At 71.7% G+C, this 16442-nt stretch carries 16 protein-coding genes; 9 read left to right on the top strand and 7 right to left on the bottom strand.

Translation table 11 applies throughout. From position 1 onward, the window contains the following. The first annotated feature begins 147 nt into the window (after positions 1–147). Complete coding sequence (locus C2L58_RS00005) at positions 148–825, top strand: response regulator transcription factor (RefSeq protein ID WP_199191025.1); 678 nt, start codon at positions 148–150, stop codon at positions 823–825. Positions 826–938: 113 nt separating this feature from the next. On the opposite strand, the gene ald is transcribed toward C2L58_RS00005, so the two are convergent. After that, positions 939–2054, bottom strand: coding sequence for an alanine dehydrogenase (gene ald / locus C2L58_RS00010; RefSeq protein ID WP_103334700.1), 1116 nt, complete (start codon positions 2052–2054; stop codon positions 939–941). 173 nt (positions 2055–2227) lie between these two features. Between ald and C2L58_RS00015 the strand changes: the two genes are divergently transcribed. Beyond that, the gene (locus C2L58_RS00015) at positions 2228–3163 is read left to right on the top strand and encodes a zinc-binding dehydrogenase (RefSeq protein WP_103334701.1); all 936 of its coding nucleotides are present in this window, start codon (positions 2228–2230) and stop codon (positions 3161–3163) included. Continuing rightward, positions 3160–3576 (top strand): pyridoxamine 5'-phosphate oxidase family protein, encoded by a 417-nt coding sequence (locus C2L58_RS00020; protein ID WP_103334703.1) that lies wholly within the window; start codon positions 3160–3162, stop codon positions 3574–3576. Before C2L58_RS00015 ends, C2L58_RS00020 begins: the two co-directional genes overlap by 4 nt. A gap of 57 nt (positions 3577–3633) precedes the next feature. Here the strand turns inward: C2L58_RS00020 and C2L58_RS00025 are convergent, their stop codons facing one another. Both C2L58_RS00025 and C2L58_RS00030 read right to left on the bottom strand, forming a co-directional pair. Then, the gene (locus tag C2L58_RS00025; protein ID WP_103334705.1) at positions 3634–4554 is read right to left on the bottom strand and encodes a zinc metalloprotease; all 921 of its coding nucleotides are present in this window, start codon (positions 4552–4554) and stop codon (positions 3634–3636) included. Between the two features lie 164 nt (positions 4555–4718). Next, on the bottom strand, positions 4719–6275 hold the full coding sequence (locus C2L58_RS00030; RefSeq protein ID WP_103334707.1) for a PucR family transcriptional regulator: 1557 nt from the start codon (positions 6273–6275) through the stop codon (positions 4719–4721). 50 nt (positions 6276–6325) lie between these two features. On the opposite strand from C2L58_RS00030, the gene C2L58_RS00035 reads away from it, so the two are divergent. Together C2L58_RS00035 and C2L58_RS00040 are read left to right on the top strand one after the other, a co-directional pair. Beyond that, positions 6326–6946: a class I SAM-dependent methyltransferase gene (locus C2L58_RS00035; RefSeq protein WP_103334708.1), complete on the top strand. Its 621-nt coding sequence runs from the start codon at positions 6326–6328 to the stop codon at positions 6944–6946. A 370-nt stretch (positions 6947–7316) separates the two neighbouring features. Then, positions 7317–7718, top strand: a complete 402-nt coding sequence (locus C2L58_RS00040) for a hypothetical protein (RefSeq protein WP_233225482.1) — start codon at positions 7317–7319, stop codon at positions 7716–7718. Positions 7719–7776: 58 nt separating this feature from the next. Here C2L58_RS00040 and rdmE read toward each other — a convergent pair whose 3' ends face one another. Continuing rightward, complete coding sequence (gene rdmE / locus C2L58_RS00045; RefSeq protein WP_233225483.1) at positions 7777–9339, bottom strand: aklavinone 12-hydroxylase RdmE; 1563 nt, start codon at positions 9337–9339, stop codon at positions 7777–7779. 161 nt (positions 9340–9500) lie between these two features. Between rdmE and C2L58_RS00050 the strand changes: the two genes are divergently transcribed. Both C2L58_RS00050 and metX read left to right on the top strand, forming a co-directional pair. Further along, a complete protein-coding gene (locus C2L58_RS00050) occupies positions 9501–10805 on the top strand; it encodes a bifunctional o-acetylhomoserine/o-acetylserine sulfhydrylase (RefSeq protein WP_103334712.1) in 1305 nt (434 codons plus the stop codon). Further along, a complete protein-coding gene (gene metX / locus C2L58_RS00055; RefSeq protein WP_103334713.1) occupies positions 10802–11920 on the top strand; it encodes a homoserine O-acetyltransferase MetX in 1119 nt (372 codons plus the stop codon). The genes C2L58_RS00050 and metX overlap by 4 nt, the downstream gene beginning before the upstream one ends. A gap of 13 nt (positions 11921–11933) precedes the next feature. On the opposite strand, the gene C2L58_RS00060 is transcribed toward metX, so the two are convergent. From C2L58_RS00060 to C2L58_RS00070, 3 genes are all read right to left on the bottom strand, one after another. After that, the gene (locus tag C2L58_RS00060) at positions 11934–12440 is read right to left on the bottom strand and encodes a hypothetical protein (protein WP_013229665.1); all 507 of its coding nucleotides are present in this window, start codon (positions 12438–12440) and stop codon (positions 11934–11936) included. A 49-nt stretch (positions 12441–12489) separates the two neighbouring features. Next, positions 12490–13077: an SACE_7040 family transcriptional regulator gene (locus C2L58_RS00065; RefSeq protein WP_199191026.1), complete on the bottom strand. Its 588-nt coding sequence runs from the start codon at positions 13075–13077 to the stop codon at positions 12490–12492. 71 nt (positions 13078–13148) lie between these two features. After that, a complete protein-coding gene (locus C2L58_RS00070) occupies positions 13149–13616 on the bottom strand; it encodes a hypothetical protein (RefSeq protein WP_103334715.1) in 468 nt (155 codons plus the stop codon). Positions 13617–13928: 312 nt separating this feature from the next. Here C2L58_RS00070 and C2L58_RS00075 point away from each other — a divergent pair, with 312 nt between their 5' ends. Beyond that, positions 13929–14699, top strand: coding sequence for an SGNH/GDSL hydrolase family protein (locus C2L58_RS00075; RefSeq protein WP_103334717.1), 771 nt, complete (start codon positions 13929–13931; stop codon positions 14697–14699). Positions 14700–14825: 126 nt separating this feature from the next. Beyond that, a complete protein-coding gene (locus tag C2L58_RS00080) occupies positions 14826–16439 on the top strand; it encodes a carboxyl transferase domain-containing protein (RefSeq protein ID WP_103334718.1) in 1614 nt (537 codons plus the stop codon). Positions 16440–16442 lie beyond the last annotated feature (3 nt).

The following is a 16442-nucleotide window of genomic DNA, read 5'->3' on the forward strand; positions in this document are numbered from 1 at the left end:
GAGGGGCGAGGTCCGGGAGGGGCGAGGTCCGGGAGGGGCGAGGTCCGGGAGGGGCGAGGTCCGGGAGGGGCGGGGTGTGGGGCTTCCGCGGGGTTTGCGGTGGCCTGTGCTCCGCTTTTGGGGTGGGGTTTGTGGCATCGTTGGCTGGTGCGGATCTTGGTTGTTGAGGATGAACGGCGGCTTGCTGAGGCTCTGCGTGGTGGTTTGGGTGCTGAGGGCTATGCCGTTGATGTTGCCTTCAACGGGCGGGATGCGCTTTGGTATGCCGGGGAGTGGTCCTATGCGGCCATCGTTCTTGATGTCATGCTGCCCGGGCTGAATGGGTATCGCGTGTGCCGGCGGCTTCGGGAACGGGGGGATCGGACTCCTGTTCTCATGCTCACCGCCAAAGATGGTGAGGATGACGAGATCGAGGCGCTCGATACCGGGGCCGATGACTTTCTGCCCAAGCCCTTCTCCTACGGGGTTCTTCTTTCGCGGCTGCGTGCTCTGATCCGGCGGGGTGGGGCCACTCGGGCGGGGGTGCTCAAGCTGGGGGACCTTGAACTCGATCTGGCCAGCCGGACCTGCCGGCGTGGTAGCGCCGGCATTGCGCTCACCGTCAAGGAGTTCGCTCTTCTTGCCTACCTCGTGCAGCGGGCCGGGCAGGTGGTCAGCAAAGGTGAACTCGTTGACAACCTCTGGGACTTCGCTGCCTCCGCGACGGCCAATCTGGTCGAGGTGCACGTCAGTGCGCTGCGGCGAAAGATCGATCTTCCGTTCGGGGTGGAGACCATCCGGACCGTTCGCGGTGCCGGTTACCACGTGGTTGCCGCGGGGGCCTAGGTTCCGGCGTCGCGTCGCGCAGGCCGGCGCCCTGTCCGTAGTGGACGGACGGGCGTGAAATAAGGGAGCGGGCTCCTGCCGGGTGCGACAGGAACCCGCTCGGGGAAATGCGGTCAGGCGAGGACGGTGTCCAGCGGTGTGTGCGGGAGGTCGTGGGCCACCGCGACCGGGCCGTTCGTCAGGGCGCCGGCGTGCGTGTTGAGGCCCTTCGCGAGCGCCGCGTCGGCCTGCAGGGCGGCCTTCCAGCCGTGCTCGGCCAGCTGGACCGCGTACGGCAGCGTGACGTTCGTGAGGCCGTAGGTCGACGTCCGGGGCACCGCGCCCGGCATGTTCGCGACGCAGTAGAACACCGACTCGTGCACCGTGTAGGTCGGGTCGTCGTGCGTGGTCGGACGCGAGTCGGCGAAGCAGCCACCCTGGTCGATCGCGATGTCCACGAGCACGCTGCCCGGCTTCATGCGGGCCACCAGGTCGTTCGAGACCAGCTTCGGCGCCTTCGCGCCGGGGACCAGCACCGCGCCGATGACCAGGTCGGCCTGCAGCACGGACTCCTCCACCGAGAGGCGGGTCGAGGTCACCGTGCGGATGCGGCCGCCGAAGTCGTTGTCGATCTGGCGGAGGCGGTCGACGTTGGTGTCGAGGATCTCGACGTCCGAGCCGAGGCCGAGCGCGACGCGGGCGGCGTTCAGGCCCGCGACCCCGCCGCCGATGACGACGACGCGGGCCGGGTGCACGCCCGGGATGCCGCCGGGCAGCACACCGCGGCCGCCGCTCGGCTTCATCAGGGAGAACGCGCCGACCTGCGGGGCCAGCCGGCCGGCGACCTCGGACATCGGGGCGAGCAGCGGCAGCGCACCGGTCGCGGTCTGCACCGTCTCGTAGGCGATCGCGGTGGTGCCGGCCGCCAGCAGCGCGTCGGTCAGCGGCCGGTCGGCGGCGATGTGCAGGTACGTGAAGAGGACCTGGTCGCGCCGGAGCCGGCCGTACTCCTCGGCGATGGGTTCCTTGACCTTGAGGACGAGCTCGCCCTCGGCCCAGGTCTCCTCGGCGGTGGTGAGGATCTTCGCGCCGGCGGCGACGTACTCCTCGTCGGTGATGGACGAACCCATCCCGGCGCCGGTCTCGACGAAGACGTCGTGCCCCCGGCCGGCCAGCTCGTGCACCCCGGCCGGGGTCAGCGCGACCCGGTATTCGTGCTTCTTGATCTCACGGGGAACGGCGATACGCACGGTCGGCCTCCTGGGTCGGTCTGCGTCCGGAATTCGGTGCGGTGTTGCCACTCACGGTGAACCACCCGGACGGCGGTGTCATCGTGCTGAGCGAACAGTTCGGAGCCGTATTCATGGTTCCATGAGAACAAGGTCCTTGACTTCGACTTCACTTGAAGTTGCAGCGTTGCGGCATGCGTGCGGTGTGGTTGAGAGAGTTCGGCGGTCCGGAGGTCCTGGTCCCGGGGGAGGCACCGGACCCGGTCCCCGGGCCGGGGCAGGTGCTGGTCGAGGTGGTGTTCGCGAACACCACCTTCGTCGAGACGCAGTTCCGGGCGGGCGCTCCGGGGCCGTTCCGGGCGTCGCTGCCGGTGATCCCGGGCAACGGCGTCGGCGGCGTCATCAGCGCGGTCGGTGCGGGGGTGGACCCGGGGCTGGCGGGGCAGCGGGTGGTCACGTCGACCGGCGGCTCCGGCGGGTACGCCGAGCGCGTCGCGGTGGACGCGGCGGCGGTGTTCGAGGTACCGCCCGGGCTGTCGCTCGACGCGGCGGTGGCGCTGCTCGCGGACGGGCGGACGGCGACCGGCTTGGTCCATGCGACCAGGGTGCGCCCGGGCGATCGAGTCCTGGTCGAGGCGGCGGCGGGCGGCGTCGGCGGCCTGCTGGTGCAGCTGGCGAAGGCGGCGGGAGCGACGGTGATCGGCGCGGCGGGCGGGCCGGCGAAGGTGGCGCACGTGCGCGGGGCCGACGTCGTGACCGACTACCTGCGGCCGGACTGGACGGTCTCGGCCGGCCCGGTGGACGTCGTGTTCGACGGCGTGGGCGGGGCGATCGGCACGGCGGCGTTCGGGCTGCTGCGCCGGGGTGGCCGGATGGCGGTGTACGGGCTGGCGGGCGGTTCGTGGGCCGAAGTGTCCGAAGAGGACGCCGCGGCGCGGGGAGTTTCGCTGGTGCGCTCGATCGGAGAGCCGGCGCAGCTGCGCGCGTTCACGGAGGCGGCGCTGGCCGCGGCGGCGACGGGGAGCCTGGTACCGGTGATCGGCCAGCGGTTCCCGCTGGAGAAGGCGGCGGACGCCCACTCGGCGATCGAGTCGCGCGCGACGGTGGGGAAGACGTTGCTGGTCACATGATCGACGACTTCCTCGCCCGCCCGCTGACGGCCCGGGTGGCCACGGACGGGCCGACGGTCCGGCCCACCTGGTACCTGTGGGAGGACGGCGCGTTCTGGATCCTCAGCGGCCCGTGGTCACGCCTGCCGGCGCTGCTTCGTTCGCGGCCCCGGGTGGCGCTTTGCGTTGATGTTTGTGACCTCGAGACCGGGGTGGTCCTGCAGGTTTTGGCGAGCGGTGACGCCGAGGTGCGGCCGTTCGACGTGGCGCGGGGGCGGCGGAAGCTGGTGCGGTACCTGGGGGCTGACGAGCAGCGGTGGGATCCGCGGTTCCGCGAGTACCTGCACGGGGACGTCGGCGCGGTCTGGGTGTACCTGCGGCCGTCGCGGCTGGTGGCGAAGGACCTCGGTTACGAGGTGCCGGAGACGCCGTGAAGGCCCCCTCGGGGAGCCGAGGAGGCCTTCACGGATTCCGCCGCGGGAAACGGAGGCTCAGGCGCGGTACGCCGACCACGCGCTCTTCATCCGCGAGGTCTGGCCCGCGGTGAACTCGTACATGCAGCTGTCGTAGCTGTAGTCCATGAAGTTGTGGACCGGGTCCTTGCCCGTCGAGGTGCAGGTGTCCTTGTTCGCCGGGCAGCCCGACGTCGCCGTCGCTTCGGCCGGGGTGTCCGAGACGTAGTCGCCCGAGCCGGAGCAGCCGCCCTGGAACGTGTGGTAGAGGCCCATCCAGTGGCCGACCTCGTGGGTTGCCGTGTCGCCCTCGTTGAAGTTCGTCGCCGAGCGGCCCGGGAGGGACTCGTCCAGCAGCACCACGCCGTCCAGCTTCGGCTGCGAGCTGTAGTTCGACGGGAACGTCGCCCAGCCGAGCAGGTCGTCGCCGAGGTTGGCGGTGTAGACGTTCAGCGCGTTCTTGCCGCCCTTGCGCAGCGCGTTCTTCATGTTGCGCTCGGCCGAGGTGCCGTCGGTGATGCCGTTGTACCAGGTGGAGTTGTTCGTGTAGTCGGTGCTCACGAGCGAAAAGCTGAAGCCGCTCGACGCGTAGGCGCTGTTCAGGACCGAGATCTGCTTGCTGATCGTCGACGCGGGGAGGTTGCCGGTCGAACCGCTGGTGATCACGTGGAAGTACACCGGGATCGAGACCGCCGCGGCGGCCTCGGCCGAACGCGCCGAACGCTTGCCGGCGAGCTTGCTCTGCATGTCCGCCTCGATGCGGGCCGCCTCGGCCGGGGACACCGAGTCGGCGTGACCGTCCTTGCTGCGGTCCGCGGCGTGGGCGGGGGTGAAGCAGTCGCCGCTCGGCGCCGCGACGGCGCTCCCGGCTCCTGCGGCCGGGACGACCAGGGCGACCAGGGAGAGCGCGGACACCGCACCCAGCTTGATGGCCTTACCGAACCGCTCCGAACTGCTCATGGAGGTACTCCTCTGGCAACGACCCGGCTACCCGGGGTGGTGAGGAGAAAATGCGGCACGCGATCTTCGGAATCCACCATCTTTCGGCTGGAAAGGACAATCCGAACGATCGGCGCGATCCATGCGGAGTAACGCATGGGTGAAACGCTGGGCCGAACGGCCCATCAGCTCCAGCGCACGGCGACGAGCTGGGTCAGCAGGGCCAGCCGGACGTCGGGGTCGTCGAGGTCCAGCGGCACCAGTTCGAGCAGCTTCCGCATCCGGTACCGCAGGGTGTTCGGGTGGATCCGCAGCTCCCGCGCCGCCGCCCGCGGGTCGCCGGGGTGCCGCAGCCACTCGTAGAGCGTCTCGACGTACCCGGCCTTGCCCGATTCGTCGTGCGCGCGCAGGGTGCCCAGCGGGCCGAGGTCGGCGACCCGCGCCGCCGAGGCCGCCGTCGCGCCGCGGTGCAGCGTCAGCGCCGTCCAGGCCTCGTCGAAGGCGATCACGCGCGCGGCGAGGATCTCGGTGCGCAGCAGGCCGAGGGCTTCGTCGGCCTGGGCGCGCGACGCCGAGAGGTCGCCGATCCCGCCGGGGGAGCCCGCCGCCGCGCGGGAAGCGCCGCCGCGCCGCGACGCCGGTTGCGCGTCCAGGGCCTGCCGCAGCTCGGTCCAGCCGCCCGGACCCGGGCGGTCCGGCACCACGGCGTAGAGCAGCCCGCCGAGCTCGGTCGCCACCGGGCGGCTGCCGATGCCCTGGGAGATCCGTTCGAGCAGGGCGAGCCGCAGGCCCTCGGCGTCGCGCCCGTCGCCGCCGGTGACCTCGATGACGACCACGCGGTGCGGCTCGTCGGACAGGTCCAGCTCCGCCATCGCCTTGCGCGGGTTCGCCCGGCCTTCGAGCACCTCGCGCAGCAGCTCGGCCGACGCGCGGCGCTGGGCGTCGGTGTGCGCGCGCCGCCGCAGCAGGTGCAGCGCGACGACCGGGGCGGCGTCGGCGAACGCGGCCGCGCGCTCGTCGGACACCGGCCCGGCGACCACCGCCCACATCGACCCGAGCAGCTCGCCGCCCATCCGGATCGGCACGATCAGCCGCGGCAGCGTGCCGTCGCGCTGGGCCGGGACGAAGATCGTCTGCCGGCCGCGGGACAGCTCGCGGAACACCCCGCGCGACCGGAACCGCGCGAGGACGTCGTCGGGGATGCGGCGGCCCATGATCGTGGCGACGCGGGCGGGGTCGGTCAGGTCCTGGCGCGCGGAGTAGGCGAGCACGCGCGAGTTGGTGTCCTCGATGGTCACCGGCGCGTCGACGACGCTCGCGACGGCGTCGGCCAGCCGGAACAGGTCACCGGATCCGGGGTCGAGGTCCTCGGACTCGTCGGCGAGGGCGTCGAGCACGGTCCGCAGCAGCCAGACGAGCTGCGCCCACGACGTCGCGGCGTGGACCTGGATCAGCGCGATCCCGCTGGCCTTCGCGGCCCGCTTCACCGCCGGTTTCGCGGCCAGCGGCGGCTTGAGCAGCACCGCGGCGGCGCCTTGCCCGGCGCTCTGCTTCACCAGCTCGGCGGCGTCTTCGGGCCCGGTCGTGGCGACGCCGAGCACGAGGTCGCCGGCGGACAGCGTGAGCGCCCCGCCGGGTTCGGCGATGACGACGTCTGCGACCGCGGGCGAGTCTTCGGGCACCTGGAGCGCGTGGAGCAGCGTCGGCCCCACCCGGTCGACCACGCTCCGCACCGAAACCACAAGACCATTCTTGCCGAGAAACCGCTGGAAGGCTCGGTAGGGTCGGTGCGGTGAGCGAAGCCCGGCGGATCGTGGAAAGCGGTTACGACAGCGTGGCGGAGCGGTACCTCGAGTGGAGTGCGCGGATCGCGGACGACCCGCGGTCGCGGTTCCTGGGGGAGCTGACCGGCCGGCTCGACGACGGCGTCCGGGTGCTCGACCTCGGCTGCGGCGCCGGGGTGCCGAGCACCGCCGCGCTCGCCGAACACCACGACGTCCTCGGTGTCGACCTCTCCGCGGCGCAGCTGGAACTGGCGCGGCGGAACGTCCCCGGCGCGCGGTTCGAGCGGGGCGACCTGACCGCACTGTCCTTTCCGGACGGCAGCTTCGCCGCCGTGACGGCGTTCTACTCGGTGCTGCACGTGCCCCGGGAGGAGCACGGCGCGCTCTTCGCGCGGATCGCCGCCTGGCTGCGTCCCGGCGGCTGGTTCCTGGCCGCGCTCGGGTGCAGCGAAGCGAACGGCGTCGAGGCCGGCTGGCTCGGCGCGCCGATGTTCTTCAGCAGCCACGCGCCCGCGGAAAACCGGCGGCTGCTCGAAACGGCCGGGTTCACCCTCGAGGTGGACGAGATCGTGACGATGCGGGAGCCGGAGGGGCCGGCGACCTTCCACTGGGTGCTCGGCCGGCGCTGAGCCGGGGCCTGCCGGGGCGGTGGCGGGCGGACGCGCCGCCCCGGCAGGCGTTCAGGGGGGATCGCGCACGGTGCTCCGGTGATTTCGGGAATGCCGGACCCGCCGATCGATCCTCGGGTCCGGAGAGGCGCCGACTCTATTTCATCCCGGCGATCCGTCCCAGCCGGTTCCCCCATTCATCGCAACGGTGGAAAACTCCTGCCGGAGATCCCGGAAGAGCGAAAAGAAACCGCCCGTGGTGCCGGAAGCCCTTGTGGCCAGCGAAACCCGCCCCGGTGGGCCCGCGGATCGGGCGTGTGGCATCCTCTCGCGATCGACCGGGAGGTTTCGCCGGGGAAAGTGCGAGGTGGCCGGCTTGTACGGACGTGACGTGGCGGAATGGCAAAAGATGATCGACGCGGGCAAGGCGATTTTGATCGCGCGCGCGGTCGTGGACCGGACGACTTCCTTCGGTGAATTCGCCGCCGCGCTGATCCGGCGCACCGGGGTGGCCGGGTTCGACTTCACCACCGGCGAGGGCCGCGCGAGCATGGCCCGGCTGCTCGACCGCATCTCCGAAGCCGGGTTCGACGAGGCGGGCGGGCGGCTGCTCGGCGCGCTCGTCCGCGACCTCGGTGCGGAGGACGCCGGGCCCGGCTTCTACCGGCTCGCGAGCCGCAAGGGCCTGGCCGTGCCCCGCACCCGTGGCGGGCGGCGGCTGTTCTGGGCCCAGCACGTCCGCGAGCTGCACGAACACTTCGCCGGGGTCGGCCGGCGGCCCGCGGTGGGGTGACCACCCGAGTGGCTGCCCCGAACCGCGGGCTCCGCGCGAAGCCGGAGAAGCGGCGCGGCTAGCGGGACAGGACCGCCGTCAGGACCCGCCGCAGCTCACCCGCGGTGTCCTCGGCCGGCTCCGGGGAGCGCCACGCGACGATGCCGTCGGGACGCACCAGCGAAGCGCCGCCCGTCGCAAGGCCGTAGCGAGCGGCGAAGAGGTCGTCGTCAAGCACGTGGCAGTCGAGACGGACGCCCAGCTCCGCCGCGATGTCCGCCGCGGCCGGCTGCCACCGCGTGCCGTCGCCGGCGCACAGCAGGACCCACGAGCGGCCGATCAGGTCCACAGTGGACTCCAGGCCGGGCGCGCGGAAGCCGGGGCGGCCGGTCGGGGCGTGCACGTCCTCCACGCGTTCGCCGTCGTCCGGCTCCTCGGTGAGCACCGCGGTCGACCGATAGCGGAACCCGAGGAGGATCCCCACCTGGTCCTCGGCCTTCGTCAGCCCGGAGACGTCGAGATCGGGGTGCATGCGCTGCTTCATGTTGTGCAGCGACGTGTCGATGACCATCCGCGCGATCGGCTTCCGCTCGGCTTCGTAGGTGTCGAGCAGCGCCGGACCCGCTTCGCCGCGCAGCACCGCGGCGAGCTTCCACGCGAGGTCCGCGGCGTCGCCCACCGCCGTGTTGCCGCCCATCCCGCCGGTCGGCGGCGTCACCTTCGCCGCGTCGCCGATCAGGAACACCCGCCCGGCGCGGAACCGGTCGGCGAGCCGCGCGGCGACTTCCCACGAGCCCGTCCAGACGATCTCCGGGTCCAGCTCCGGCAGGTCGGTGGCGGCGCGGATCATCGCGACGAGCCGGTCGTGGGTGAAGTCCGCCGGGCTTTCCCCGCGGTCCGGGAAGTAGTCCGGGGCGAAGGCGTACCGGTTCGGCACGTCGGTGTTGACGAACCCGGCCGTGAAGTCCGGGTGCTGCAGGTAGAACAGGTCGGACAGGCCGGCCTGGACCCGGTCGCCGAGGTCGGCGTCGAACACCACGCCGAGGCAGTGGCTCAGCGCGTCCATCCCGGTGGTCCCGATGCCGAGCCGCTGCCGGATGCCGCTGCGCCCGCCGTCGGCCGCGACGACGTAGTCCGCGCGCACCACGGTTTCCTCGCCGGTATCGCGGTGCCGCAGCGTCGCGGTGACGCCGTCCTCCTCCGGCGCGAGGTCGGTCAGCTCGGTCCGGAACACCACCCGCGCGCCCGCCTTTTCGGCGTGCGCCAGCAGGATCGGCTCCACGACGTCCTGCCCGGCCATGCCGGCGGGCAGCGTCGTCGACGCCGAGACGTCGAACTCGCTGCCGTCCTGGACGAGCCGGTGCAGCACCCGCCCGGCCAGGCTGGTCGCGACGGTGATCCGCAACCCCTGCGACGCCCGCGGGCTCGCCGCCAGCACCTCGCGGTCGATTCCCGCCCAGTGGAACAACTCCATCGTGCGCCAGTTCTGCCCGGCGGCGCGCGAATGGACCGACGTCCCCGCGTGCCGCTCGACGGTCAGCACCTCCACGCCCGCCTGCGCCAGGAACAGCGACGCCGACAACCCGCCCAGCCCGGCCCCCACGACCAGCACCTGCACCCGCTCCGCCACGACTACCTCCATGCCCGTGAATCTCTATTGATAAATATCTTAGCTACAGAGAGATTCGATTGGCAAGGCAATTTGACTCCCAGGAGGTGGGACGGGTTGGGTAGGCCGTTCGGCGCAAGTAGCTTCGTCCCGGCAGCCCTCCGAGAACCCCTTGAGCCGCAAGGAGAAAACCGATGGCCGAGACTTCGGCGTGGTCCTTCGAGACCCAGCAGATCCACGCGGGTGCCGCGCCGGACCCGGCCACCGGGGCGCGGGCGACGCCGATCTACCAGACGACGTCGTACGTCTTCCGCGACAGCCAGCACGGCGCCGACCTGTTCAGCCTCGCCGAGCCCGGCAACATCTACACGCGGATCATGAACCCGACCCAGGACGTGCTGGAGCAGCGGCTCGCCGCGCTCGAAGGCGGCGTCGCGGCGCTGGCGTTCGCGTCCGGCTCGGCCGCGACCACGGCGGCGATCCTGAACCTCGCGGGAGCGGGCGACCACTTCGTCTCCAGCCCGTCGCTCTACGGCGGCACCTACAACCTCTTCCACTACACGCTGCCGAAGCTCGGGGTCGAGGTCACGTTCATCGACGACCAGGACGACCTGGAGCAGTGGCGCGCCGCCGTCCGGCCGAACACCAAGCTGTTCTTCGCCGAGACGCTGGCCAACCCGGGCAGCAACGTCCTCGACATCCGGGGCGTCGCCGACGTCGCGCACGAGGCCGGCGTCCCGCTCGTCGTCGACAACACGGTGCCGACGCCGTACCTGCTACGCCCGATCGAGCACGGCGCCGACGTCGTCGTGCACTCCGCGACCAAGTACCTCGGCGGCCACGGCACCACGGTGGCCGGCCTGCTGGTCGACGGCGGCACGTTCGACTTCGGCAAGGACCCGGCGCGGTTCCCGGGCTTCACCGAGCCGGACCCCAGCTACCACGGCCTGAAGTACTGGGAGGCGCTCGGCCCGGGCGCGTACGCGGCGAAGGCGCGCGTCCAGATCCTGCGCGACACCGGCGCGGCGATCTCGCCGTTGAACAGCTTCCTGATCCTGCAGGGCATCGAGACGCTGTCGCTGCGCATCGAACGGCACGTGGCGAACGCGCAGGCGCTGGCCGAGTGGCTGGAACAGCGCGACGAGGTCGAGACGGTCTACTACGCCGGCCTGCCGTCGAGCCCGCACCACGCCAACGCGCAGAAGTACCTCCCGCGCGGCGCGGGCGCGGTCCTGTCGTTCGACCTGCGCGGCGGGGTCGAGGCGGGCCGGAAGTTCGTCGACGGCACCGAGCTGCACAGCCAGCTGGTGAACATCGGCGACGTCCGGAGCCTGATCGTGCACCCGGCGTCGACCACGCACAGCCAGCTCAACCCCGAGGAGCAGCTCTCCAGCGGCGTCACGCCCGGGCTGGTCCGGCTCGCCGTCGGGCTGGAGGGCATCGAGGACCTCAAGGCCGACCTCGAGGCCGGATTCCGGGCGGCCAAGGCGGAACTGTGACGGCTGGGCCCGTCACCGGCGCCTGGCGGATCGGTGATCCGCCGGGCCGCCGGCAGTTCGTCACCGGCCCCGGCGCGCTCGCCCTGGAGGCCGGTGGCGTGCTGCCGTCGTTCTCCCTCGCGTACGAGACGTGGGGGACGCTGAACGCCGATGCGTCCAACGCGATCCTCGTCGAGCACGCCCTGACCGGGGACAGCCACGCGGCCGGTCCCGCCGGGCCGGGGCACCCGAGCGCGGGCTGGTGGGACGCGCTGATCGGGCCGGGGAAGGCCGTCGACACGAACGAGTTCTTCGTCGTGGTCCCGAACGTGCTCGGCGGCTGCCAGGGCTCGACCGGGCCGTCGTCGCCGGCGCCCGACGGGCGGCCGTGGGGCAGCCGGTTCCCGGTGGTCACGGTCCGCGACCAGGTCGCGGCCGAAGCGGCGCTGGCGGACACGCTGGGCATCGACCGCTGGGCGGCCGTCGTCGGCGGGTCGATGGGCGGGATGCGCGCGCTGGAGTGGGCGGTGTCGCTGCCGCCGCGGGTGGCTTCGGTGCTGGTGCTGGCCTCGACCGCCCGGGCGTCGGCCGAGCAGATCGCCTGGGCGGCCCCGCAGCTGCACGCGATCCGCGCGGACCCGTGCTTCCACGGCGGCGACTACTACTCGGCGCCTTCGGGACCCGGCGCCGGGCTCGGCATCGCCCGGCGGATCGCGCACGTCACCTACCGCAGCGAGCCCGAGCTGGCCCAGCGGTTCGGCCGGGTGCCGCAGGACGGCGAAGATCCCCTGCGCGGCGGCCGGTTCGCCGTCGAGTCCTATTTGGACCACCACGCGGCCAAGCTGGCGCGCCGCTTCGACGCGAACAGCTACCTGGTGCTGACGGAGTCGATGAACACCCACGACGTCGGCCGCGGCCGCGGCGGCGTGGCGGCGGCCCTCGGCCGGGTGACGGCGCGGGCGGTGATCGGCGGCGTCGACAGCGACCGGCTCTACCCGCTGTACCAGTCGGCGGAGATCGCGGCCGGGATCCCCGGGGCGCCGGAGCCGTCGATCGTGTCCTCGCCGTACGGGCACGATTCGTTCCTCATCGAAGCCGGCCAGATCGCGGCCCTGGTCAAGCACCTGCTGGGTTAGGCGCTTCGGGGCGTCAGTCCGAGACGGCCTCGGAGATCCAGGGGGCCACCGGCAGGTCGCGGTCCAGGCACTCCACCGACAGCCGGATGGTCCAGCGCAGCGCCTGCAGGACGAGGCTGTCGACCTCGTCCGGGGCCGCGTTGGCGAGCGCGATCTCGACCTGCTCCTGCGCGGCTTCGGTGTTGCCGTGCACCTCCGCGAGCAGCGTCCGGACCGCCGTCCGCACCGGCGGGTCGGCCTGGTCGATCGAGACCTCTTCGCCGTCTTCGTCGAACACCTGGACCTTCACCGGGGCGCTGCCGCCGTCGCCGAGGGTGGAGACCATCGCGCTGCACTCGCCGAAGAGCAGCAGCATCAGGGCCTTCGTCTCGTCCGCGCGGGCCTGCGGCTCGGCGGCCGAGGGGGCGACCTCGCCCAGCGCTTCGGCGTCGTCGCCGAGGCTCAGCGCGGTCAACGCGCGCTGAGCCTTCTCGACGAGCCGGCGCTCCTGCTCGCTCCAATCCGGGTCCACGTGCCCCATCAAACACCACGAGGGCGCTCGGCGGGATACCTTGATCCGCCGATGGCCATCAGGCCGCGCGAAGGGCACCCAGCGCGAGCCGGCAGAGCAGTTCGGCGAGCTCGTCGTCACCGAGATGGCGGTTGTACGGGGTCGAGTTGATCAGTCCGAACACGGCGTGTGCCGCCGACCGCGCCTGTCGTTCTCCCAGGTCCGGGACGGCTTCGCGGATCACGCGCACCCACACCTCGACGTACTGGCGCTGGAGCGCGCGCACCTGCTTGCGGTCGGCGTCGGTGAGGTTGGCGAGGTTGCGCTCCTGAACGGTGATCAAGGCCGGGTGCTCGAGCGCGAAATCGACGTGGAACCGCACCAGGCCGGTCAGCGTGTCGTCGGGCTCACCCGGCCGCGCGGCTCGCGCCGTGCCGCCGTCGAGCAGGTAGCGGCTGATCGAGTTCAGCATCTCGCCGAGGATCGCGTCCTTGCTGCGGAAGTGCCGGTAGAGCGCCGGGCCGGAGATGCCCACCGCGGCGCCGATGTCGTCGATCCCGACGCCGTGGAAGCCGTGGTGGGCGAACAGCTCGGCGGCCGCGGACAGGATCTGTTCCCGCCTGTTCGCCTTCTCGCCGTTCACCAGAGGGGTGGGGTTGGCCGGCATCAGGCCATATTAGAGCGGCAGGTTAGCGAGCGCTAACGTCCCCGGCCGGGGGACGCCAGCGCTCGAGCCGGTCATACGGGCGGCGACACACCCAGGTTCACGCCGTTCGCCGCGCCCACCGAGTTCACCCGGCCGCTCCAGGCAACGGACCGCCCGAAGCACACCGACCACGAGTTCGCCCCGACCCCCGACGACGCGCACGCCCAGATGCCCAGGGGGGAGCCCGAAGTGGTGTACAGGTCCATGGCCGCGTCCACGGAGTAGAGGGCGGCCCGGTTGTTGCGCACGATCACCGCCCCCTGCACGGCGCCCCCGCCTGCCGACCTGATCGCGCAGACCTGCGCGACCACGTTGGCGGCGAGCGCCTTGGAGCCGGCGCACTGCCAGTCGGCCGAGCTGGAGGTGATCGGGTTGGTGTTGCCGTACGCGTGCCACGAGCCGCTCTCCGCGGCCGAGGCGGGGCTCGCGGTCGCCACCCCCAGCCCGAGCCCGGCGGCGATGGTCAGCAACGCGGTGAGGGTTCTTCGCGCGAACGCCATGGGGTGTTCCCCTTTCGTCGAGCCCCCGGTCGGCTCCGGCGGCGTCAGGGCCTACTCGCGCCAACCCGGTCCGCGGTTCTGCCGGAAGCGGCCGGTTCACTCGAATGGCTGGGGCCGGGCGTTTCCCGTTGATCTTGGGCGGCTGACGAACCGCTGACGTTTCACACTTCCGGTGTGGGCCGAGTGGGTACCTACCGGTAACCAGGGGTTCCTTGTGAGCCCCTCACCTGCTGTCCTATTTGGGTCGGCCCTGTCACAAAGGAGTGACCCATGGCTGTTCCCACCCGTAATTTCCGGCGATCCCTCCTACGGTTGAGCACGGCCCTGGGGGCCGTTGTCGTTGCCACACTCGGCGTCACGGGCCTCGCCCACGCCGCCGGGACCGTCTACGCCGCGCTCGGCGACTCCTACTCCTCCGGGGTCGGAGCCGGCAGCTACGGCAGTTCCGGGAGCTGTTACCGCAGCTCCAAGGCCTACCCGCAGCTGTGGGCCAACGCCCACAGCGGAACCTCGTTCACGTTCCTGGCCTGCTCGGGAGCGAAGACCGGGGACGTGATCAGCCAGGCGAACTCGATCCCCTCGTCGGCCACGCTCGTCACGGTGACCGTCGGCGGGAACGACGCCGGGTTCAGCGATGTGATCACCACCTGCACCCTGGGCAGTGATTCCGACTGCGTGAACCGGGTCAACACGGCCAAGGCGTACGTGAACAACACGCTGCCGGCGCTGCTGACCAACACCTACAACGCGATCAAGGCCAAGGCGCCGGGCGCCCGGCTCGTCGTCCTGTCCTACCCGCGCTTCTACACCGTGCCCGGCTCCTGCTGGGTCGGGCTGAGCGACACCAAGCGCACGGCGATCAACTCGGGCGCCGACGCACTGGCGTCGGTGATCCAGTCCCGGGCCGCCTCGGCGGGCGGGACCTTCGTCGACGTCCGGCCGTCGTTCAACGGGCACAACATCTGCTCGTCGGCCGGCGATTACCTGCACAGCCTGACCTGGCCGGTGATCGAGTCCTACCACCCGACCGTGGCCGGGCAGTCGGGCGGTTACTACGCCCCGCTGACGGCGGCGATCGGCTGATCCGCCCGTGACGGCCACCCCGGTCCGCCGGGGTGGCCGTTGCGCGCGTTCCGGCGACTGGACACCCACGTTAGCGGTCGCTAACATCGGAGCGGAGGTTAACGACCGCTAACTTCGAGGGAGCCCATGGACACGCCGGCACTGGGGACGACCGCTGCCCCGGACAGCGAGGCCTACGCCCGCAACGCCACCTCCCACGCGGAGCTGGTGGAAGACCTCCGCAAACGCTTGGCGAGCGCCCGGCTCGGCGGGCCGGAGAAGGCGCGCACGCGGCACGTCGAGCGCGGCAAGCTGCTCCCGCGCGACCGCGTCGACACGCTACTGGACCCGGGCTCGCCGTTCCTGGAGCTGTCACCGCTGGCGGCGAACGGGCTCTACGACGACGAAGCGCCGTCGGCCGGCATCATCACCGGCGTCGGGCGGGTGTCGGGCCGGGAATGCGTGGTCGTCGCCAACGACGCCACCGTCAAGGGCGGCACGTACTACCCGATGACGGTGAAGAAGCACCTGCGCGCCCAGGAGGTCGCGCTGCACAACAACCTGCCGTGCGTCTACCTGGTGGACTCCGGCGGCGCGTTCCTGCCCCGGCAGGACGAGGTCTTCCCGGATCGTGAACACTTCGGCCGGATCTTCTACAACCAGGCGACGATGTCCGCCCGCGGCATCCCGCAGGTCGCCGCCGTGCTCGGCTCCTGCACCGCCGGCGGCGCGTACGTCCCGGCGATGAGCGACGAAGCCGTGATCGTCCGGAACCAGGGCACGATCTTCCTCGGCGGGCCGCCGCTGGTGAAGGCGGCGACCGGCGAAGTCGTCACGGCGGAGGAGCTCGGCGGCGGCGACGTCCACGCCCGCCAGTCCGGGGTCACCGACCACCTGGCCGACGACGACGCGCACGCGCTGCGGATCGTTCGCTCGATCGTGTCGACACTGGGCCCGCGCACACCGCGGCCGTGGGACGTTCTGCCGACCGAAGCGCCCGCCGTCGACCCGGCCGAGCTGTACGGCGTCGTGCCGACCGACCCGCGCACGCCGTACGACGTGCGCGAGGTGATCGCGCGGATCGTCGACGGCAGCCGGTTCGGCGAGTTCAAGAAGGAGTACGGCGCGACGCTGGTCACCGGCTTCGCCCGGATCCACGGCCACCCGGTCGGCATCATCGCGAACAACGGCGTGCTCTTCGCCGAGTCGGCGATGAAGGGCGCGCACTTCATCGAGCTGTGCGACAAGCGCTCGATCCCGCTGCTGTTCCTGCAGAACATCACCGGCTTCATGGTCGGGCGCGCGTACGAGGCGGGCGGCATCGCCAAGCACGGCGCGAAGATGGTCACCGCGGTGGCGTGCGCACGGGTGCCGAAGCTGACCGTCGTGATCGGCGGTTCCTTCGGGGCCGGCAACTATTCGATGTGCGGCCGGGCGTACTCGCCACGGTTCCTGTGGATGTGGCCGAACGCGCGGATCTCGGTGATGGGCGGCGAGCAGGCGGCTTCGGTGCTCTCGACCGTCCGCCGCGACTCGATCGAGGCGCGCGGCGGCAAATGGTCCACAGAGGACGAAGAGGCGTTCAAGGACCCGATCCGCGAGCAGTACGAGGCGCAGGGCAGCCCGTACTACTCGACGGCCCGGCTGTGGGACGACGGCGTCATCGACCCGGCGGACACCCGCACGGTGCTCGGCCTCGCCCTCTCGGCCGCGGCCAACGCGCCGCTGTCCGAGGTCAACTACGGCGTCTTCCGGATGTGAGGG

Source organism: Amycolatopsis sp. CA-126428, from assembly GCF_002904335.1.
Taxonomy (GTDB): domain Bacteria; phylum Actinomycetota; class Actinomycetes; order Mycobacteriales; family Pseudonocardiaceae; genus Amycolatopsis.